The following is a 21359-nucleotide window of genomic DNA, read 5'->3' as shown; positions in this document are numbered from 1 at the left end:
CCCGCCGTCAGTGTCATGATCACACACTAAGCGACCGCAGGTGCCCCACCGCAAGGGCCGCGGCCTGTCCGATCACGCGATCCGCCGAAGGGTTCCGAAAGTCCGGGCGCTCGCAGCGGGTGAACACCGCCACCGCGTAGCGGCCGCCGCCTGCGTGCTCGACCACGCCGGCCTCGTTCCGCCAGCCCGGCAGCGTGCCGGTCTTCGCACCGACGCGCCAGCTGTCGTCGAAGCCCGAGCTGAGCCGGTGCGGCCAGATCTGCCGGCCCATGATCGTGCGGACCTCCTGGCAGGCCTGGGCCGGGCCGGCCTCATCCCGCCAGATCTGGGCCAGCAGCTCGGCGGTGTCCCGGGCGGTGCTGCGGGTGGTCCGCAGCGGCGTGCAGACGTCCAGCTCCATCAGCGTCCCGGCCGCTGCGCGCGCCGCCATCGCCGCCTCCAGGTCCTCGTCGGTGCTGGTGCTGGTGTCAGTGTCGGCACCGACGAGCTGCTCTCGCAGCGAGCCGAGTAGCTCGACGCAGCCGCCGATCAGGTGCGTCTCGGTCCGGCCCAGCGCGGCCAGGAGCCCGTTGACCCGGTCCAGCCCGACCCGCGCCAGCACCACATCGGTGGCGGCATTATCGCTCATCGACATCATCATCAGCGCCAGGTCGCGCAGGCTCAGCTCCACCGGATCGGCGAATCCGGAGGTCCCGATGCCGCCGTCGCGAAACCGTTGCTCCACCGCGAGGCGCTCGGTCCGCGACAGCCTCCCGGCCTCCGCCTCGACCGCGTAGCCCAGGCACACCGCGATCTTGAAGACCGAGGCCAGGCAGACCGGGTCGTCCGGGGACACACCGACGGCCGCGGGGCCGTCGAGATCGCGCGCGTACAGGAATCCGCGGACGCCGGCCTCGGCGAACATGGCCGACAGCTCGCTTTCGACGTCGTTCACAGCGCGATCCATTCCTTCGTCTCGGTCACGGCCTCCAACAGCTCCGGGATGGGCGTACGCCCCAGCCCCGGTTCACGCGGCACCTGAAGGTGCCCGTCCTCCAGCACGAACGGCTCGGTGATGTCGGTGCGGTAGTAGCGGTCCGAGGCCGAGGTGTCGCCGGGCAGGGTGAACCCCGGCAGCGCGGCCAGTGCCACGTTGGCGGCCCGCCCCAGGCCGGTTTCCAGCATTCCGCCGCACCAGACCGGCACACTGTTGGCGACGCAGACGTCATGGATGCGCCGGGATTCCAGGTAGCCGCCGACCCGGCCGGGTTTGATGTTCACCACCGCGCACGCGCCCAGAGCGATGGCGTCGGCGGCGGACCGGGCCGAGACGATCGACTCGTCGAGGCAAATCGGGGTCCTGACACGCTTGGCCAGCTCGGCGTGGCCCCGGATGTCCTCCTCGTCCAGCGGCTGCTCGATCAGCAGCAGGTCGAAGGGATCAAGGCGGGCCAGCAAGGGCGCGTCGGCCAGGGTGTAGGCGGTGTTGGCATCGACTTGCAGGAGTACGTCGTCACCGAAGCGTTCCCGGACGGCACGGACCGGCGCCACGTCCCAGCCGGGCTCGATCTTCAGCTTGATGCGGAGGTAGCCCTCATCGAGGTAGCCGCCGACGGCGTCGAGGAGCTGCGGGACCGAGTCCATGATGCCGACCGAGACGCCGGCGGCGACCTTTTCCCGGGTGGCGCCGAGCCATTCGGCCATGGACAGGGAGCGCTCGCGGAGCCAGGCGTCCAGGACCGCCGTCTCCAGTGCGGCCTTGGCCATGCGATGGCCCTTGATCGGCGCGAGCGCCGGTGCCACCGCCCACGGGTCGAGGCCGGTCTTCGCGGCGGCCTGCGCGAGCAGGGGAATGAGGTGGTCGCGCAGGACCGCGAGGGCGCCGTCGGTGTACTCGGCCGAGTACACCGGGGCGGTCATGGTGACGAGTTCGCCGTAGCCGTCGGTCTGCTCGGTGCGGACGCGGACCAGGCCGAGTTCGCGGGTGTGCTGGGTCCCGAACGACGTGCGGAACGGTGAGACCAGCGGGATCGCGACCCGCCGCAGTTCGATTCCGGTCAGCTTCATACGTGGTCCTTCTGTTCGGGGTGTTCGACGAGGTAGAAACCGTCGCGGGTGAAACCGGTGACGCGGCCGCCGTTCGCCATCAGGCTGCTGAGAACATCGCGCAACGCTGTTCGCCACTGTGCGGCCAGGCCCGGGTCGGAGACGCGCAGCGCCTCGGCGTCCGCGGGGATCCCGATCAGCAACCGCCGCGCGCCACGGGGGCCGAGGACCGGGCGGCCGTCAGGGCCGGGGCCGAGCGCGACCACGGCGCCGTCGAGCGCCGGGACGGCCGTGCCGCTTTCCAGGGTGCGGCCGACGTGGGTGCCGGCCAGGTCCCACCGCACGAGAATGCGGTCGCTCGGGCCTGCGGCGTTGACCCCGTCGTTCATGGCGCCGTAGTAGTCGGTGAGGTATTCGGCCGCCACCGCACCGAGCTTCGCGAGGTTGAAGTAGGCATTGCGGCTGATCAGCGGATCATAGGTCCAGGTGACGGTGCCGATGCCGCGGCGCAGCGCCCAAGCCCGCTGGTCCAGCTTGATCGCCCGCCCGAGGCCCGCACCGCGCAGCGGGTCCTCGACGGCGGCGATGTGCGAGTGCAGCCCGAGCTCGGAAAGCAGCCCGACACAGACTCCGACCATCCGGCCGCCGTGGAACCCTCCGACGACGTAGCCGCCGCACCCCGAAAGGACCTTGAGGAAGGCCACTGGGATCATCGCGGCGCCGTTGTCCGGACGCCACACGCGATCGATGAGCGAGGCGGCCTGGGTCATCTCGGACATCGTGTGCAGTTCGGCGAACGTGACACCGGCCGCGCGGGCCGCCGCCGCGGCGACGGCCTCGGCCCGCGCCCGCAACTGTGGTTCGGCCGGGCCCGACTCATGCCGGGGCCGGGGCGAGGCGACGATGGCGCCGCCGGTCGCCGCGTCCGCGGAACTCTCAGTTCTCCCGCTCACTCATCCCTCTTCTACAAGCTCTGCGACCGGTCCGGTCGCCATGGCGAAGCAGCGCGAGCTGTCGGCCGGCAGGCCCGGCGTCCGGACGCGCCGGCCTGTCTCGGTGGAGCGACACGCTCACCCCACCTTCGGGGTGGCCCGGGCGCCGTGGTGGATGTACCTCGTGCCGTCGGCGAGTTCGTAGAAGACCACGGAGAGCCAGGCGTCGAGTTCCGGGCGCTTGGTGAGGAACACGCCGGGTTGGAAGGTTCGCAGCGGCATCTCGATCGGGTCACCGCCGGCCACGGTGGCGATGATTCCGCTGAGCGTGACGGTCATGACCAGGCCGCCGTCGCGCTCGGTGATGTCCAGCCGCGTCGAGGCCCGCTCGTACGTGCCCACGTAGTCCGCCGGGTCGAACGCCAGCGGCTCGGCGGAGGGCTCCAGCTCCGGCCGCATCCGCACCCCGGCGAACTCCGCGGCGATCTCGTCGAACAGCGCGCGGTAGAGCGCGAACGTGTCGCCGCCGTTGGTCAGCAGGCAGATCGCGAGATCGTGCTCCGGAAGGACCCGCAGGAACGCCGACTGGCCGATGGTACCGCCGTCATGGCCGTAGACCTTGGCGCCGTCCCACTGGTCCAGGAACCAGCCCAGGCCCCAGTGCGTGGCCAGGAACCAGCTGTCCGGCACCTCGATCTGCGGCTCCTGCATCGCCTCGACCGACTTCTGCGACAGCACTCGTGTGCCGTCCGCCGCCAGGCCTCCGTCCAGGTGCAGCTTGGCGAAGGCCAGCACCTCGCGCGGCGTGGAGTGGATCAGTCCGGCCGGTCCCGCGCTGCGCATCAGGCCCCAGACCGGAGCCGGAGCCGGCGGCGTGCCGATGTGACCGAGGGCGGCGCGGTGCAGCAGCGCCTCCTCTGGCAGGGTGCCGGTCTGCTTCAAGCCCAGCGGCTGGAACAGCCGTTGGCGCATCAGCTCGTCCCACTGGACGCCGGTGACCCGCTCGAGGATCCGCCCCAGCACAGTGAACCCGGCGTTGCAGTAGGACATCGTCGCGCCGAGCGGGTGGGTGACCGCCACCTCGGCGAGCTGCGCCACGTACTTCTCCAGGTTGTCCTCGCCGCGGCCGGTGTCGGAGAAGAAGTCGCCGTCGATGCCGCTGCTGTGGGTGAGCAGGTGCCGCAGCGTGACCTCGGCGGCCACGGCGCCGTCGAGCAGACGCAGCTCCGGCAGCACGTCCGCCACGGGTGCGTCCAGCTCCAGCAGACCCTCGTCCACCAGGGCCATGGCCACCGTGGCGGTCCACACCTTGGAGATCGAACCGATCTGGAACACCGTGTCGGTGGTGGCCTCGATGCCCGCACCCTGGTGGGCCCAGCCGGCGGCGGCCTCGGCCAGCACCTCGCCGCGGTGCATGACCGCCAGGCTGGCGCCGACGCCGTGGGCCGCGACCAGCTCGGCCAGCCGGGCCTGCAAGCGGGCCGTCAGCGCGGGGTCCAGGGTGCTCTGCACGGCGGGTGTCTCAGTGGTCTGGGTCATTCGTTGACTCCAATCAGGATGTATCGGGATACCAGAGGTCGCATCAGGACGCGGTGCGGGTGATGACCCAGTCGGCGACCCGCCGGCAATAGTCGACGCGGTGTGAGGGACGGCCATTGAGGATGAACAGGTGCGAGGCGCCGGGGTACAGGACCAGCTGTGCCTGGACGCCGCGGATCCTCAACGCCTGGAACCACTCCTCGGCCTGGCCGGGCGGGCAGCGATCGTCGGCGGCGCCGTGCAGGATGAGCGTGGGCGCGCGGACCGCGTCCACGTATGTCAGCGGCGACAGGCGTTCCAGCATCTCCGCCCCGCCGATCTCCAGCTCGGTGATCACCTGGCCCTCGTCGGAAGTGCCCGCCATGCTGCGCAGGTCGGTGACCACGCCTCCGGGCACCACGGCCGCGAAGACCTCGCTGCGCGCCGACAACCAGCAGGCCATGAAGCCGCCGTAGCTGTAGCCGGTCAGGGCGATCCGGGCCGGGTCCACCAGCCCCTCCTGGACCAGCGTCGCCACCGGCTCCAGCACGTCCCGCTCGTCAGCCTCGCCCCAGCCGCCGACCACCGCCTGGTAGTGGGCCTCGCCATAGCCGTCGCTGCCGCGGATGTTGAGCACCAGGATCGTCCAACCCTGCGACACCAGCTCGTGGTGGTACAGGTGGACGGCGTCGGCCTGCGGGCTCCAGGCGTTGTGCGGGCCGCCGTGCACATCCACCAGCAACGGACCGCCGGCCGGCGCGGCCGGGTCGCGGATCACCCAGCCGGGCACCACTGCGCCGTCGGAGACGGTGAACGCGCGGTCCTGGCAGATCGGCAGCCGGACGTCGGGCAGCGCCGTCTCCATATGCCTGGTGAGCCGGCGGAACTTGCCGGAATCCAGGTCGACCACGCCGACCTCGCCGAACGTGGACTCGTCGGAGTACACGAACGCGACGGTCCCCGCGGCCTGCGACACCTTCGCGCCGTTGACGCTGAGCCGCTGTGGCAGGTCGAGGTAGCGCGCCCGATCGGAATCGGCCGACAGGACACAGAGCCGGGAGGAGCCGCGGTCGCGGACCGCGAACAGGATGTCCTCGCCGTGGAACTGCGCGAGCGCCCCGGGGTAGCCGGGCCCGCCCGGCATGACGTTGCGATCCTGGTCGGCGGCCAGCAGGGCCGGGGCGCCGCCGTCCAGCGGCTGGCGCAGCAGGTTGAGGTGCCCGACGGAGACAGTAGTGCGGCCGGTGACCAGCAGCGCCGAGCCGTCCGGGTACCAGCTCAGCGGGCCGGTCAGCGCGATGCCGGTTCCGCAGCGCCGCGGCGGTGCGGGAGGTCGGCCGGGCTCGACGTCCGCGCGGACGTCGATCACGTACGGCGCCGACGTGCGCAGGTGCTCCAGCCCCGGACCGCTCTCGCCGATGAAGGCCAGCCTGGTCCCATCCGGCGACCACACTGGCGCCGCGCAGTTGTCGGTGCCCTCGGTCAGCTGCTCGATCAGGCCCGAGGCGACGTCGACCACGAAGATCTGGGTCCGCGCCGTACCGACCACGCCGGCGCCGTCCACCTTCCAGTGCAGCTCCTCGACGACCACCGGCGCGTCCGGGGAGCGCGGGGCGTCGAGTGCGCTGAACGCGATGCGCGTGCCGTCCGGCGACCAGGCCGCCGGCCCCGCGCCTGGCGCACGGGACTCTTCGGTGGTCAGCTGCCGGGCCTCGCCGCCGTCGACCCGGATGAGGTGCAGCTGGCCGGCCCGCAGAAACGCCAGCGCGGTGCCGTCCGGCGACCAGCGCGGCGCGGCGTCGGCCGGGCCGTTGGTCAGTTTGCGCGGCGCGCCGCCCGTGGCGTCGACCAGGTAGATCGCCGAGGCCGCAGCGTCCTGTTCTTCGTCCTGTCCGGTCAGCACATAGGCGACGCGCGAGCCGTCCGGGGAGAGGTCGGGGTCGCCGGGGATCTCGAAGCGGAAGATGTCGTCGATCCTCAGGGGCTGGGTCATGTCGCCTCCGGTGCGGTTCTCGCGGGCAGGGCAGGGATACAGGACAGCAGCGTCCTGGTGGTCTCGTGGGCCGGGCGGGCCATCACCTCGGCGGTCGGGCCGCACTCGACCAGGCGGCCGGATTCCAGGACCGCGATCTGGTCGCAGAGGTACCGGACCACCGCGAGGTCGTGCGAGATGAACAGCAGCGCGAAGCCGAGGTCCCGCTGGAGCCGGCGCAGCAGGTTCAGCACCGCACCCTGGACCGAGACGTCGAGCGCCGAGGTGACCTCATCGGCGATCAGCACCCCGGGCCGGGCAGCGAGCGCCCGCGCCAGCGCGACGCGCTGGCGCTGTCCGCCGGACAGGGCTTCGGGGAGCTGGACGGCGCGCGCCGGGTCGATGCCGACCAGGCCGAGCAGGCGCGCCACCTCGGCGGCCCGCTCAGCGCGACGAGCCTTGGGCAGGGCCTCCGCCACCGCCGCGCCGATGCTCAGCCGGGGGTCGAGCGAGGCGTACGGGTTCTGGAAGACGAGCTGCACGGCGGTGCGGCCGGGGCGCCGGGGCTGGTCGGCGCCATCGACCAGGATCCGGCCGGCGGTCAGCGGCGCCAGGCCGACGACGGCCTTGCCGACGGTGGACTTGCCCGACCCGGAGCCGCCGACCAGGCCGGTGACGCTGCCGTCGGGGACGACGAGGTCCACGCCCTCGACGGCGGTGAACCGGCCGTAGCGCACGCCTACGCCGCGCAGTTCCAGGGAGCTCATGCCACCGCCTCCGACTCGGCGCGGGTGATGCCTGTGTCTGTGTCATCTGTGTCTGTGTCATCCGTGACGGTGCCACCGTCCCCCGCTCGCGGGTACCAGCACGCCACCCGGTGCCCGGCGCCGCCCGCGGCCGGCGCCAGCACGGGCAGCTCGCCGCGGCACCGGTCCCGCGCGAAGGCACACCGCGTCGCGAACGCGCAGCCCGAGATCTCCTCCCCCGGCTCCGGCGGCCGGCCCGGGATGGTGGCCAGCTCGCGGTCCAGGTCGGTGGTCATCGTCGGGATCGCGCCGATCAGGGCCCGGGTGTAGGGGTGCGCGGCGCCCTGGAACAACCGGCTGACCGGCAGCTCCTCGACGACCCGGCCCGCGTACATCACCAGGACCCGGTCGCAGACCTCGGCCACGACGCCCAGATCGTGCGAGATCAGCAGCAGCGCCGCGCCGGAGTCGGCCCGGACCCGGCCGAGCAGCTCCAACACCTGCTTCTGCACGGTCACGTCCAGCGCCGTGGTCGGCTCGTCGGCGATGATCAGTCTCGGCTCAGCCATCAGCCCCATGCCGATGAACGCGCGCTGCCGCATGCCGCCGGAGTACTCGTGCGGCCGTTGCCGGGCGCGGCGCTCCGGGTCCGGGATGCCGACCGCGGCCAGCCGGTCCACGGCCCGGGCCAGCGCGGCCTTCCGGGACTGGCCGAGGTGGACCTCGGAGACCTCGGCCAGCTGACGGCCCACCCGCAGCGCCGGGTTGAGCGAGGTCATCGGGTCCTGGAACACCATGGCCAGCTCGGCCCCGAGCCGCCGGCCGGAGCGCGGGTCCGCGAGCAGGTCATGCCCGTCGAAGCGCACAACGCCTTGGACGTGGCCGGGGTACGGCACCAGGTGGGCCAGCGCCAGCGCGGTCAGGCTCTTGCCGGACCCGGACTCGCCGACCAGACCGACGGCCTCCCCGGCCGCGACGGACAGGGAGACGTCGCGGACAGCGGTCCGCCCGCCGGGGAAGGAGACCCGCAGATGGGTGAGCTGGGCCAGGGCGTCGCCGTCGACGTCCGCCGGAGTCTGCGCGAGCCCCCCGTCGGCGTTCATCGCGACGGGGGTCCGCGCGGCCGGGACCGCGCGCGCCGCCGTGCGCCGCCCGCCGGTCTGCGCGACCGCCTCGCCGAGCAGCGCGAACACCAGCCCGGCCAGCACCACCGCAACGCCCGGGGCCAACGCCGAAGCCGGGTTCACGTAGATCCGGCTCAGCCCCTCGTTGAGCAGCCGGCCCCAGTCGTAGTCCGGGCTCTGCACGCCCAGGCCCAGGAACGACAGTCCGGCGAAGGCGATGAGCGATCCGGTGGCGGCCTGCGCCGCGAACAGCACGACCGGCTCCACGATGTTCGGCAGCACGTGCCGGACGACGATCCGGAACCGGCCGACGCCCAGGATCCGCGCCGTCGCCACGTAGTCCGAGCCGGCGACGGACGTCGCCAGGTTCTGGATCAACCGGGCCAGCGTCGGCACCAGCGCCAGTCCGATGGCCAGCACCGCACCGGTGCTCCCGATGCCGAAGATGGTGGCGAGGAAGAGCACGAACAGCAGTCCCGGGAAGGCGACCAGCACGCCGACCACGCCCGTCACCGCCCGGCCCGCGCGCCGGCCCAGCACGCTCGGCGCGAGGCCCAGCAGCAGCCCGCCGACCAGGCCGATCGCCGTCGCGGACAGCCCGAGCCGCAGGGTGAGCCGGGTAGCGACGATCACCCGGGCCGCGATGTCCCGGCCCAGGCTGTCGGTGCCGAGCAGGTGCGCCCCGCTGACGCCCTGGTTCATCGCCGAGGTGTCGATCTTCGAGGCCTGGTCGCCGAACACCACCGGTCCGGCCACCGCCAGCGCGGCCAGCAGCAGCGCGGCGGCCAGCGCCGCGGCGCCGATCGGGGTGCGCAGGCTCTGGCGCAGCCGGCGGGCGAACGACTCCGGCGGTTCGGCGGAGACGACGCCCCGCACTGTGGTCGCGGCCATCAGGTCCCCCGTACCGTCGAGCGCGGGTCGATGGCGGCGACCGCCACGTCCACCGCGAACGTGATCAGCAGCGCGGCGGCTCCGTAGACCAACACCACGCCCTGCACCAGCGGATAGTCCTTGGTCGTGATGGCCTGCACGATCGTCGAGCCCAGACCCGGCCAGGCGAACACGTTCTCCACCAGCACCGTGCCGGCCAGCAGCGAGGTGAACAGCAGGCCGCCGATGGTCAGCGACGAGGTCAGCAGGTTCGGCAGCGCGTGCCGCAGGTAGACGAGGCGAGCCGGGAGACGCTTGGCGCGCGCCGTGCGCATGTAGTCCTCGCGCAGGACGCGGAGCGCCTCGACCCGGACCACCCGGGACAGCGATGCCGCCGGGACCACGGTCAGGGACAGGACCGGCAGCACGTAGGAGGACAGATCTGACTGCCCGGCTACTGGGAACAGCTGCCACCACACCGCGAACACCGCGACCAGCCCGACCGCCAGCAGGAACTCCGGCAGCGCGGCCAGGATCCCGGTGGTCGCGGCGAACGCCAGCTCTCCGCGCCGGCGGCGGCCGTCCCTGGTGAGGACGGCCGCCAGCATGCCGATCGGGATGCCGGCCAGCAGGATGAGCAGCACAGCGGGGATCACCAGCTGGAGCGTCGCGGGGAGCCGGTCGGAGATGATCTGCGAGACCGGCATCTGGGAGACGATCGAGTCGCCGAGGCGGCCGTGGAACAGGTTCGCCAGGAAGCTGCCGTACTGCGCGGGCAGCGGCCGGTCCAGACCCAGGTCGTGGCGCCGGGCCGCGACCTGAGCCGGGTCGGCGGCGATCCCGAGGGCGGCGCGGACCGGGTCGCCGGGGATCAGGTGGATCATCGCGAAGGACGCGGTCACCACCACGCCCAGCGAGGCCGACAGCCGGCCGGTGCGCCGGACCAGGAAGCCGGGCCAGGTGTCGCCGGTCAGCGCGGCGGCGGCGCGGCGGAGCACCGGGACCGCGCCGACCGGGGCCGTCCGGCCGGCGCCGCCACCCGGGGCGGCCGGCCCGCCGGGGTCCACCCCGGCGTTCGCGATCTCGACCCGGGCCATCAGCTGCCCGCTCGCAGGCTGCTCGGGATGGGCCCGGAGCCGTCGACGTCGTAGCTGACGCCCTTGCCGTACCAGCCGATCAGGCTGTCGACGATCGGCACCACGTCCACCCGCTTGACCAGCGCCGTGTCAGCCTGCTGCCACAACGGGCAGCCGGCCTTGCCCGCCACCGCCATCGCCTGCTTGCTCAGACTGGTGTAGTCCGGGTTCGCGATCGCGCCGAAGTTGGTGCCGTTCGGTGGAGTCGGGCCGTCGTAGAACCGCGCGAGCTGGTCCGGCAACGGGACGCTGACCGGGATCCAGGACACGTCGTAGCCGCCGGAGGCCAGGGTGGTCACCGTCGTGGTCGCGTCCACGGCCTTGTCCTGGACCTTCACGCCGAAGTCGGTCCACTGCTTGGCGGCCAGCTCATAGGAGGCGGCCGCGTCCGGGCCCAGCTGCGAGGAGTGGAGCTGGGTGACGGTCAGCTGCTTGCCGTCCTTGGTCCAGCCCCCGCCGCCCTTCGTCCAGCCGGCCGCGGTCAGGTCGGCGGCGGCCTGGGCCGGGTCGTGCGCCGGAAGGTTTCCGGTGACGCTGTCGCCGGTGCACGGGCTCGGGGCCACTTCGCCGATCGTGGTGGCCGGCTGCCCGGTGCCGCCGGTGGCCACCGAGCCGATCTGCTTCAGATCCAGCGCCTCGACCAACGCCTTGCGCACCGCGGGATCGGCGGTGTCGTGGCCCGCGGCCTCGTTGAACGTGATGAAGCCGAACGGCGTCAGCGTGCTCTTCTTGCCGACCCGGGCCCCGTCCAGCCGCTGGGTGTCGGGGCCGTTGATCTGGGCGATGTTCAGCTGACCGGACAGCAGCATATTCGCAGCCGTCGACGGGTTCGCCACCACCTTGAAGATCACGGTGGTCGGCATATCGGCGTCGGTGGCGCCTCCCGGACCCCAGCTGTAACCCGCACGCTTGGTGTAGGTGTAGTGGTCACCGGGGACGGCCTGGGTCAGCTGGTAGGGGCCGCTGGCGTTGGTGGTCTTGGCCAGCGCCGCCGGATCGGCCAGGTTCTTCTGGCACACCAGCGGCAGCAGCTGGGTCATCTCGACGATGAACGGCGCGGGAACCTGCGTGGTGACGGACACAGTGCGCGCGGCGGTGTCGGCCGTGGCCTTCGCGGTCGCCGGGACCACGACGCCGAGCAGCGGCGAGGCGTTCTTCGGGTCGGCGATGTAGTTGTACTCGGCTGCGACGTCGGCGGCGGTCAGCGGCGTGCCGTCCTGGCAGGTGACGCCGGCCCGGATGGTGAACGTCGCGGAGGTCGTGGTCGCGGTCCACTTCTCGGCGACGCCCGGGCTGAGCTTGCCGTCGTTTGAGATGTGGATCAGCCGGTCGTACGCGTACCCGATCATCAAGATCGCGGTCCCGGCCAGCGCCGCCGTCGGGCTCAGCGTCCCGGGGTCGGAGGCGATGCCGATGGTGACCGTGGCGCTACCGTCGGCCTTGCCGCCGCCACCGCCCCGGGCGGACGACCCGCCGCACGCCGCCAGCGACAATCCCACAGACGCGGCAGCCGCCACCCCCAACACCCGGCGAATACGCGCCGCCCTTCTCGTCCCGAAGTCCGCTGTGCTGCTCATCAGCCCTGCTCCTTCTGCCGCCACGCCTACGAGTGGGTGAACTGTAGGCAGCGGGCAGGGGGGCCGCCGTCGTCGCCGCGGACGAAAAAGCCGTGCGCCAGTAGTGCGTTCGACCGAAGACGGCCAGCGCTTGGAGCGCGAGATTGGACAGGTCGCGCGCCCGGAGGGGGCGACCTGGTTCGCCGGCACGCACCAGGCCGACAAGTGGCCGACAAGTGAGTCACCGGCAAGGGCAAGGCGTTGGACACCAGGCTTTGTGATCGTCCCCAGCCCGTCCGGCAACGGATTGTCCACAAAGCAGACCGGTGCGGGCCGGGTTCGCACCCCGCCCGCGCCGCTGCCGAATTCGGAGCTACCCGGCAAGCCCAGCCAGTGCCATCGCCACGTCCGGATACCGCTTCACGATCTCCAGGCCGCCCTGCGCCGCCCCGCCGCCGACGCTCCACTCCCCCTCGCAGCCCAGCAACCCGGCCACCTCCTCGCACGTCGCCGGGTAGGCCTGGAGCAGCGCGGCAAGCGGCCCGCCCGGATCACGACCAGCCGCACGCCGCCGGGACAGCGCCGCCGGATCGGCAGCCTCGCCCTTCCACGGCGCCGCCCAAGCGTCCAGGACGTCGAGCCGTGCCGGGAACACCCGCCCGGCCTCCCGCACCAACAGGGACGCCAGGTCCGCACCGCTCTTCCGCAACGCCATGATCAGGGACGGCAGCCACGGCAGCAGGACGCTGTCCGGTAGCCGACCGAAGGCGTTGGACACGGCCTCGACGACGAAGTCCACCAGCCCCGGCACCGGCTCCAGCGCGTGGACCAGCCCGCTGATGTAGCGCGGATAGGCCTGAACCACGAGCGGGTTGTCCAGCAACTGCTCGCATCTGTCCCGCAGATCGGCACGGGACAGCGTCCCCAGCTGCACGCGCGCCGCCCACAACAGCGCGATCTTCTCCGCCCCCTCCGGATGCGCCTGCGCGACTGCGAGTTCCAGCTGGGAGCGATCGCAGCCCAGTGACAGCGCCAAGCTCTCCATGCTGAACAGGAAGCCCAGCATGGCTGCCACCTGCCGCACGCCGGCGTCATCGGAGGCGAACGCCGTGGGCAGCAGCGTGCAGTAGTGCGCGTAGCCGGTCTTGACGAACGTCTCGATCCACCCCGGCAACACCGGTTCCGTGGTCCGGTAGAAGGCCAGCAGCCGCCGTATCCGCCGCAGCACCTCCGGGGCGTCGTCGACCGAGCGCTCGGCCGACAGGACCTGTAGCGCGCGGGTGCCGAGTTCGTCTGCGAGGCGGTGGCTGCCGAGATAGAGCAGCGCGTCTTCGACGGCTTCCAAAACAACGGCAGCCGTGGCCTGCGCATTGTTGGCCTTGCGCCGGAGCCGCTGCTCCAGCACCTGCTCGATGCTGACGCCCTCGTAGCCGAGCTCGATCAGGGCCCGTTGGTGGGTGCCGATCGCCAGGTCCCACGACTCCTGGAGGGACCGCTCGCCCAGCTCGCGCTCGCCCATGATCGGGCGGGCGGCGCCGGCCGGGAGCAAATGGCGCAGCATCCACAGCACGTCCGAGCACCGGGCGAGTTCCGGTCGGCCGGCGATGTCGAGCAGCGCGCGCTTCACGCCACGCTGGTCCAGACTCAGCCGCAGCGGGGCGAGCCGGTCATGGACGTCGCGGGCCAGCGGTGGGAGCGCGTCGTAGCCGACCTGGCCGACGCGGTCGCCGCCCATCATCGTCTCGACGAGCCGCCGCACGTCCCGGCGTCCCGGGACCGAGTCCTTCTCGATGCACGTGACGGCCGCGTCCTGGAAGTCGTACGGCGTGGGCTTGGCCCGGTCGCGCAGGCCGGCGAGCAGAATCGACGTCTCGAACACCGCGATCGCGTCGGCCGTGGAAGCCAGGTAGCCGTTGCGGCGCGCGGAGCGCACGATGTCGACCGACCAGCCGAGCAGTTCAGCCTCGTCGAGCCGGTCCAGCACCGGCGGCCGCCGCAGGAAGCCCGACAGCCGGTCGGAGGGCGCCGTCGCGGGAACCGGGGCCGGGACCGCGGCGGAGGCCACGGCCTTCTTGGTCTTGACGGCCGTCTTCTTGGCCTTGGCGGCCGTCTTCTTCACCCCGGCCTGTCCCTCAAGACGGAACGGCTTGACGCCGGTCCGTTTGAGGTTCGTGCCCCATGTCGTCGCCGCTATCGACACCGAACCGGGGGCAAGCCCGAACTGGGCCTCGATCGCCGCGTGGCTGGACGGGATCAAGCCGTGGCGCCATTTGGTGGCGGACCGCGGCGTGATCCCGAAGGAGTCGGCGCCTTCGACACCGAACTCCGCGACGCGACTGGCGGCGTGGAAGGCCCCACAGACGTACAGGCTGTCCGCTGGGTCGGTCCCGGTCGCGGTCAGGTGCTCGCGAATACGGGTCCACATATAGCGTTCGCGGTCTTCGTCAACGCGGACACGGTGCGAGTCCCCGGGCGCCAGCCGCCGGAACAGGCTGCCGATCAACAGCATGACCTGCCGGTACGTGTCGTGGTCGGCGTCGCCGAGCGGCGTCTCGACGTACTGGTGCCACCACTCCGACCAGTGCCGAACCCGGCCGTGCCGCAGCAGGTGCTCCTCCAGCTCGGCGAAGCGCGGCCGGAGGTCGCCGATCTCGACGCCGACCGCGTCGCCGTGCAGCCCGGCCTGCTCGGAAGGTTCGGCGGGATCGCCGGCATCATCGGGCCCGTCCCCGTCCCCGTTCTCCGAGCCCGGAGCCGGCTCGGAGCTCCGGGGATCCCACTGGAAGACGTGATCGGAGGACCAGTCCACCAGCACGATCTGCACGCCCGGAGTGTCGAGGGCGTAGGCGATGGCCTGATACTCCGCCGAAGCCTCGGTGATCGGCGCGATCACCGACAGCGGCGCCCAGTCCAGCGGGAAGCCTTCGACCTCGCTCGCGAACGCCTGCGCCGCGACCGGGAGCTTGCAGTTACGCAGCTCCGGCAGCAGCGGAGCCATGTCCTCGCACAGCTCCAGGTAGATCGCCTTCGGCTGCTTCTCCTGGAGGCGCCGCGCCATGGCGATGGCGGAGGCCGGCGAGTGGTGGCAGACCGGGAAGATCTCCAGCGGCTCGCCCACCGCGCGGTCGACGTCGTCGACGATGCCGAGCAGGATGCCCTCCAGCGCGTCCGGGCCGTCGGCGAATCGGGTCGCGGCCTCCTGCAACTGGCTTTTCAGCGCGTCGAAGGGCGCCGCCACGCCCTGGCCCGCGGCGCTCACGACAACACCGCGATCGCCTCGCGGCCGCCCTCCAGGAACTCCGGCCACTCGCCGCCGTCTTTCTTGCTGCGCGGCTCCACGACGCCGTGCAGGTACTTGTTCATGATGGCCAGGTCCTCCGGATCGCGCCGGGCCAGCGACCCGACCAGCGATGAGGCCAGGGTGCGGGCACTGAGATTCTGCGCGCCGAAGAAGTTGCTGTGCAGGATCGCGTCCTCCAGCACGCCGATCTGCTCGGCCGTGGACAGCGCCGACTCCAGCTTCTCGTCATCGCCGGCGGCGCTCGTGGCCGCGGCGCGAAGATCGGCGAAGCTCTGCAACAGCACGTCCAGCAGCGACGGCGGGACGTCGAGCTCGATCTGATGCCGGCGCAGCAGCTCCTCGGTGCGGAACCGGACGATCTCCGCCTCGCTCTTCTTGTTGGTCACCACCGGGATGCGCACGAAGTTGAAGCGGCGCTTCAGCGCGGAGGAAAGGTCGTTGACACCGCGGTCGCGGCTGTTGGCGGTGGCGATGATCGAGAAGCCGGGCTTGGCGAAGACGATGCCGTCGTCGTCGAGCTCGGGCACCGAGATGTACTTCTCGGACAGGATCGAGATCAGCGCGTCCTGCACGTCGGAGGTGGACCGGGTCAGCTCCTCGAACCGGCCGATCACGCCGCCCTCCATCGCGGTCATGATCGGCGAGGGGATCATCGAGTCCCTGGACTGGCCCTTGGCGATCACCATCGAGACGTTCCACGAGTACTTGATGTGGTCCTCGGTGGTGCCGGCGGTGCCCTGCACGACCAGCGTCGAATCGCGGCTGACCGCCGCGGCCAGCAGCTCGGCCAGCCAGCTCTTGCCGGTGCCCGGGTCGCCGATCAGCAGCAGGCCGCGGTCGGAGGCCAGGGTGACGATGGCGCGCTCGACGATGGAACGCTCGCCGAACCACTTCTGCGGGATCTCCCGGTCCAGGCCGTCGGAGCGCTCCGAACCCAGGACGAACAGCCGGATCATCTTCGGGGACAGCCGCCAGTTGAACGGCTTGGGGCCGTCGTCGACGGATTCCAGCCAGTCCAGCTCCTCGGCGTACTTCAGTTCGGCGGGGGCGCGCAGCAGATCGGACATATCAGGGTTCTCCTAAGCCAGAAAAGTCTTGAGTTCGCGGACGAGCTTGCTGATGTGGCCGGAGACCACCGGCGTGCCGAGGTCTTTGAAGCGTTCGCGGAACCAGGGGTTGACCTCCTGGCGGCCGGAACTGGTCACCGAGCCGACCGGGATGAACTTCACGCCGGAGCGGTACACCTCGCGGATGGCGTCGAACAGCGGCTGGGAGCGGTCGAACTCGTAGAAGTCGGAGATCCACACCAGGCAGGTGCCGCGCGGCTCGGCGATCTTCGGCCGGGCCATCGCCATCGCGACCGGCCCGTCGTTGCCGCCGCCGAGGTTGGTGCGCAGCAGCATCTCGAACGGATCGCTCACCCAGGGCGTGAGGTCGACCGCCCGGGTGTCGTAGGCGATCAGGTGCACGTCCACCTTCGGCAGCCCGGCGAAGATCGAGGCCAGAATGGTGCAGTTCACCATGGAGTCGGTCATCGACCCGGACTGGTCCACCACCACGATCAGCCGCTGCGGCGTGGTCCGGCGCGCGGTGTGCCGATAGTAGAGGCGATCGACGTAGAGCCGTTCCTCCTCCGGGCTCCAGTTGGTCAGGTTCTTCCAGACGGTGCGGTCCAGGTCGAGGTTCCGGAACACGCGCTTGGGCGGCACCGACCGGTCCAACGCGCCGGCCGAGCTCTTCTCCACCTCTGTACGCAGTACCTCGGCGACCTCGTCGATGTACCGGCGGATCAGGGCCTTGGCATTCGCCAGGGCCAGGCCCGACAGGTTGCCCTTGTCCCGCAACAGCTGTTCGACCAGCGACATGCTCGGCGTCAGCCGCGCGGCCAGGTGCGGGTCGGCCAGGACCTCGCGCAGACGCATGCGGCTGACCAGGTCGGCTTCGAGGTCGCCGAGCTCGGAGCCGATCGCCGGGGCGAGGTTGGACAGGTCCGGGGCGGCCGAGCCGGATCCGCCGCCGGGCATCCCAGCCACGCCGTGGCGTCCCGAGGTCAGGCCGCCGGGCCGGCAGCCGAGCGCGCGCTCCAGCCAGCCGGCGTCGGACTGCCAGCGCGAAAGCCGTTCAGCGGACACCGATCCGCTGCCCGTGCTGAACACGTTGAGCAGGATCTTCGACACGAGCGCGGCTCGGCGGACCTCGGCGGCGCGGTCACGGCCCCCGTCATCGGCTTCGTCCTCGTCGTCGGCTTCGTCCTCGGGATCAGCGGCGGGCACCATCAAGTCGTCGAACTCGGCGGCCAACTCGGGATGCCGCTGGACGATGGAGTCCACGCTGGTCCGCTGGTCCAGCAGCTCACGCGGCAGACCGACGTCGGTCACGACGGCGACGCTCGACGACTCCAGCGCGGCCTGCTCTTCGTGGTCGAAGAGCCGGGCCAGCAGGCGCCAGTAGAGAACCTGGCGGCGGTTCTCCTGGAAGTCGACCTCGGCCAGGTGCTCAGTCACGGGCTCAGTCGTGGGCCCAGTCGTGGGCTCAGTCACGGGCTCACTCATGGCCTCACTCATCGGCTCAGTCATTTGCGCAGCAGCTTTCCGGCTCGCTCGCGCAAGACCGTGACCGCCTCGGCCGCGGCCTTCTCGGCCTGGACGCCTTCCTTGTCCGCGGTGCCGCCGGCCCAGGCCCCGGCGTGGACCGCGGTGGCCTTCTTCTTGACCGGGGCTTCCACAGCCAGGGGCTGGAGGGTGAATGTCCCGGCGTCCCAGCGCACCAGCCCGATGCAAGAGGTCGACGCCCGGACGAGCTCCGGCGTCAGGGGACTCGCCTCCGGGATCCGGTCGGTATCCAGGACGAGACGGCCGCCGGAAAGCTCCAGCACCCCATCGGCGACCTTATAACCCTCCAGGAATACGAGCTCTGCGATACGCGCCGGGTGGCGGGCCAGCGGCGCGGTGCACGCGGCGGTGGCGGTCGGCAGGACGAGGCGGGCCGCGGCGAAGGGATCGGCCGGCTCGCTCCGGCGGGCCTTGTCGTCGGACCAACGGAGGTCGCCTTCCGCGGTGATCGGCATGTCGGCAAGGTCCATGGCACGGCCCTCGCTGAAGGCCGCGATGAGCGACATGTGCGGGCGCAGCAACTGCCACACACCCATGCCGACGACGGTGTCCGGTTTCGGTACCGAAACGCTGGCACGGACCAGGCGCGGGGCGCCGCCGTCCGCGGGTTCGAGGACGGCGTGGATCTGGGCTTGGACGGCGGTCGCGTGCTCGTGCAGGTCAATACCCAACGGGAGGAGGCGGCCGGTGACGGTGGCGGTCGTGCTGCTAGAGCCGGCGGCGGCGACCACGTCGGCCGGCCCCGCACCGGTCACTGTGCGCGATCCGGCCGCGCCGGGCTCCGTCAGCAGCATCGCCCGGGACCACAGGTCGGCCCAGCGCCTAACCGGAACCCGCTCCAGCGTCGCACCGGGGCACGAGGCCGCGAGCTCGGCCGCGAACCCGTCGAGCAGCGTCGCCAGCCGGCGCAAGCCGGTGTCCGGGAGCATCACGCTCACCACCGGCGCCGCGCCGGCGACCAGTTCGTGATCCATGCCGTGCCATCCGACCCGCGCCACATCGGCGAGCCACGACCGGGCCGCGGCGAGCAGATTCGCAGACTGCTGCGTCACCTCCCCAGCGCCCGGCCACACCTCCCGCGTCCGCCACGTCGCCTCGTCAAGCCGCGCCACCAGCGCATCGTGGACCGAGCCGAGGATCGCGACCCGCGCACCCGCCAAGGCGACCAGGTCTTCCTCCCCCGCCACCCCGGCCCCGGCCTTCTCCGCCGCCTCGGTCACCAGCGGGCCGAGCGGCGTTCCCCCGACCGCGTCGGCGAGAGCGGCCAACGCGACATCCGCCCCGGCCCGCGGCCGCAACAGCCCACCGGCCAGCGCCCGGTCGAAACCGTCCACCACAGCCAGGGCCTCATCACACCCGGCAACGGGCTCGACCAGAAGATCGGCGCGCATCACACCGCTGCCCTCGACGGCGCGAACCACTGCAGCTCCGGAAGCGGCTCCGTAGTCGGCTCCAGCTCCAAATAAGCAAGATGGCGCAGGAACCGGCTGAACACCTGAGCCGCCGGCTTCGCAGCCGACGCCGAAGGCCGCACCTGATCCATCAGGGACCTGATGTCAGTAGCGTTCGGCGCCATAGAGCCGAGGTCCACGTGCAGGTAGCGGGCCACACGCTGGCCGCCGTACTGCACCACCGCCTCATCGATCATCGCCTCGATGTGCTTGCAGAACGCCCCACGAACACCACCGCACGGCCGATTGTTGTTAGTACTGCACGCGAACGCGAAATCACCCGCCGCGACCGACGAAACGTACACCCGCTCGATGTCCGAACCACTGGAAACCACGCCCTGCAAACGACCATCGGCCAGCTCCACGAACGGCACCTTCGCCAGCTTCCGCGGCCGCGCGGCCGGCAGCACCCGCACACCACTGAGCTCTTCCCACTCTGACAAAGCCCGGACCTCCTCACATGCAGGGGTGTTCCGCCAGAAACCGCGGCGGCGCGAGTGAACCTACTAGCGCGCGGTGACAGCGGAGGGACGTCCGGGGCGAAGAAAACGATGCCGCCGAGGTGAGCTCCCGACCGGCGTTGTCGGTGACCAGGCGCGCGCCCTGCTTCCTGGAGTACCAGCCCAAGACCAGCGAACAGCCACGCGGCCTTTCCTATAAAGGTGTGTATGCGGGCCGGCAAGGCGAGCCAAGAACGGCATTTCAGGAGGGTTCAGAGCCTGGAGATCATGCGCTCGGCGCTTGCACCGCTCCCTCGGCTCCGACATCCCGCAGGATCTCAAGCAGACCCCTGACACGATCTGCGCGCAGCCCCACACGACATTTCCTCAAAGGGCCGCCCCAGCAAGCTTAGCAGCAGGTCAGGGCCATTATCGGGGCATGCGAAACAGGGTGCCTCACGCCTCACTCATAACAGGATGAAAATTTGCGGCCCTGACCAGGGTTTGACCAGGTCAGGGCCATTTTTCGATCGTTTACGGTTGTCCGCGGCACGTACGCGGCACACGATCTTCAGAGGCGCCGCAGGTCAGCCACCATCTGGATCTCCACTTGGGTTCCGGACGAATTTCCCGTGGCGGGCGGCTCGTCGTACCTCCTGTCGAGCGGGCTTGGCGGCGCGGCCTCGTTGGCTCAGCGGGTGTGGTCGCCGACGAATGTGAGCAGGTCGGCGTTGAGCTGTGGGCGATGCGATAGGTGGAGCATGTGGGATCCGTTGCGGTAGACCACGAGTTTGCTGTCCGGGATCAGGTCGGCTGAGCGGCGGCCGCAGGATTCCAGGGGTGCGAAGGCGTCGCTGTCGCCGTGGATCACCAGGGTTGGGAGCCGGATTCGGCTGGCCTCGGGCCTGAAGTCGGCGGCGATGTTGGCCGCGGTGCAGGCGATCGCGGCCTGGAGCGACACGCTCATCCACTCGTGGATCGTCCGGTCCTTCTCCAGTTGCGGGATCTCGCGGCCGGGGAGTCCGGTGCCGAAGGAGGCGTCCGCGTTGTCCATCACCCATCGGCCGTAGTCGTCCCGCAGTGTTTGCAGCAGTGCCGTGCCACTCGCGGGGTCGACGTCCAGCTTCGGTGCTGTGGAGCCGACGAGGGCGAGTCGTGAGACACGCCGGGCCTGGTGCCGTGTGAGGTAGCGGATGACCTCGCCGCCTCCCATCGAGTGGCCTACGAGGGTGACGTCGGAGAGGTCGAGTCCGTCGAGGACGGCGGCGAGGTCGTCGGCGAGTGTGTCGAAGTCGTAGCCGGTGCCGGGGTCGTCGGATCGGCCGTGGCCGCGCCGGTCGTAGGCGATCGCGCGGAAGCCGTGCTCGACCACGTGGTGCATCTGGTGCTGCCACATCTGGCTGCTCATCAGCATGCTGTGGACGAACACCACCGGGCGGCCGGTACCCCAGTCGCGGTAGAACAACTGCGTCCCGTCGGCCGTGACGATGCTTGGCATGAGGTCTCCTCGAATCGCTTGTCCCCGGCGGCCGGATCGGCCGCTGAGACAACGATCGGCCTTGCCGTCACCGAAGGGTCAAGGCCGGTCGCGTGGAGATCTCTCCCGTAGCGGGAAGGTTGGTCGCGGTTGCTGCGTGCTGGGCGGTGTCGGGGTGCTGGGGCGCCGAGGTCAGGCG

General features: G+C 71.2%; 15 protein-coding genes. All 15 read right to left on the bottom strand.

Going from position 1 to position 21359, the window contains the following annotated elements:
• Positions 1–19: 19 nt before the first annotated feature.
• A complete protein-coding gene (locus KGQ19_RS16235; RefSeq protein ID WP_212010002.1) occupies positions 20–934 on the bottom strand; it encodes a serine hydrolase in 915 nt (304 codons plus the stop codon).
• Positions 931–2046, bottom strand: coding sequence for an o-succinylbenzoate synthase (gene menC / locus KGQ19_RS16230; RefSeq protein ID WP_212010001.1), 1116 nt, complete (start codon positions 2044–2046; stop codon positions 931–933). The genes KGQ19_RS16235 and menC overlap by 4 nt, the downstream gene beginning before the upstream one ends.
• On the bottom strand, positions 2043–2978 hold the full coding sequence (locus KGQ19_RS16225; RefSeq protein ID WP_212010000.1) for a hypothetical protein: 936 nt from the start codon (positions 2976–2978) through the stop codon (positions 2043–2045). The genes menC and KGQ19_RS16225 overlap by 4 nt, the downstream gene beginning before the upstream one ends.
• Positions 2979–3095: 117 nt before the next feature.
• Positions 3096–4496: a serine hydrolase domain-containing protein gene (locus KGQ19_RS16220; protein WP_212009999.1), complete on the bottom strand. Its 1401-nt coding sequence runs from the start codon at positions 4494–4496 to the stop codon at positions 3096–3098.
• A gap of 43 nt (positions 4497–4539) precedes the next feature.
• A complete protein-coding gene (locus KGQ19_RS16215; protein WP_212009998.1) occupies positions 4540–6468 on the bottom strand; it encodes an alpha/beta hydrolase family protein in 1929 nt (642 codons plus the stop codon).
• Positions 6465–7214, bottom strand: coding sequence for an ABC transporter ATP-binding protein (locus KGQ19_RS16210; RefSeq protein WP_212009997.1), 750 nt, complete (start codon positions 7212–7214; stop codon positions 6465–6467). The genes KGQ19_RS16215 and KGQ19_RS16210 overlap by 4 nt, the downstream gene beginning before the upstream one ends.
• Positions 7211–9208 carry a dipeptide/oligopeptide/nickel ABC transporter permease/ATP-binding protein gene (locus tag KGQ19_RS16205; protein WP_212009996.1) on the bottom strand — a complete coding sequence of 666 codons (1998 nt, stop codon included), beginning with the start codon at positions 9206–9208 and terminating at the stop codon, positions 7211–7213. Before KGQ19_RS16205 ends, KGQ19_RS16210 begins: the two co-directional genes overlap by 4 nt.
• Positions 9208–10284 carry an ABC transporter permease gene (locus KGQ19_RS16200; RefSeq protein ID WP_212009995.1) on the bottom strand — a complete coding sequence of 359 codons (1077 nt, stop codon included), beginning with the start codon at positions 10282–10284 and terminating at the stop codon, positions 9208–9210. The genes KGQ19_RS16205 and KGQ19_RS16200 overlap by 1 nt, the downstream gene beginning before the upstream one ends.
• Positions 10284–11900 (bottom strand): ABC transporter substrate-binding protein, encoded by a 1617-nt coding sequence (locus tag KGQ19_RS16195; protein WP_212009994.1) that lies wholly within the window; start codon positions 11898–11900, stop codon positions 10284–10286. The genes KGQ19_RS16200 and KGQ19_RS16195 overlap by 1 nt, the downstream gene beginning before the upstream one ends.
• Positions 11901–12252: 352 nt before the next feature.
• Positions 12253–15138, bottom strand: a complete 2886-nt coding sequence (locus KGQ19_RS16190; RefSeq protein WP_212009993.1) for a DUF5682 family protein — start codon at positions 15136–15138, stop codon at positions 12253–12255.
• A complete protein-coding gene (locus tag KGQ19_RS16185) occupies positions 15135–16247 on the bottom strand; it encodes an ATP-binding protein (protein WP_212009992.1) in 1113 nt (370 codons plus the stop codon). Before KGQ19_RS16185 ends, KGQ19_RS16190 begins: the two co-directional genes overlap by 4 nt.
• Positions 16248–16259: 12 nt before the next feature.
• A complete protein-coding gene (locus KGQ19_RS51905; RefSeq protein ID WP_438801867.1) occupies positions 16260–17720 on the bottom strand; it encodes a VWA domain-containing protein in 1461 nt (486 codons plus the stop codon).
• A 32-nt stretch (positions 17721–17752) separates the two neighbouring features.
• Positions 17753–19183 carry a hypothetical protein gene (locus KGQ19_RS16175; protein ID WP_212009990.1) on the bottom strand — a complete coding sequence of 477 codons (1431 nt, stop codon included), beginning with the start codon at positions 19181–19183 and terminating at the stop codon, positions 17753–17755.
• Entirely contained in the window at positions 19183–19686 is a 504-nt protein-coding gene (locus tag KGQ19_RS16170; protein ID WP_413563050.1) for a hypothetical protein, read from the bottom strand. Before KGQ19_RS16170 ends, KGQ19_RS16175 begins: the two co-directional genes overlap by 1 nt.
• 688 nt (positions 19687–20374) lie before the next feature.
• The gene (locus KGQ19_RS16165) at positions 20375–21181 is read right to left on the bottom strand and encodes an alpha/beta fold hydrolase (protein ID WP_212009988.1); all 807 of its coding nucleotides are present in this window, start codon (positions 21179–21181) and stop codon (positions 20375–20377) included.
• Positions 21182–21359 lie beyond the last annotated feature (178 nt).

It is taken from the genome of Catenulispora pinistramenti (genome assembly GCF_018274385.1).
GTDB classification, from domain to species: domain Bacteria; phylum Actinomycetota; class Actinomycetes; order Streptomycetales; family Catenulisporaceae; genus Catenulispora; species Catenulispora pinistramenti.
The sequence above is the reverse complement of the archived record's forward strand: the minus strand, read 5'-3'. Positions and strand labels throughout refer to the sequence as shown.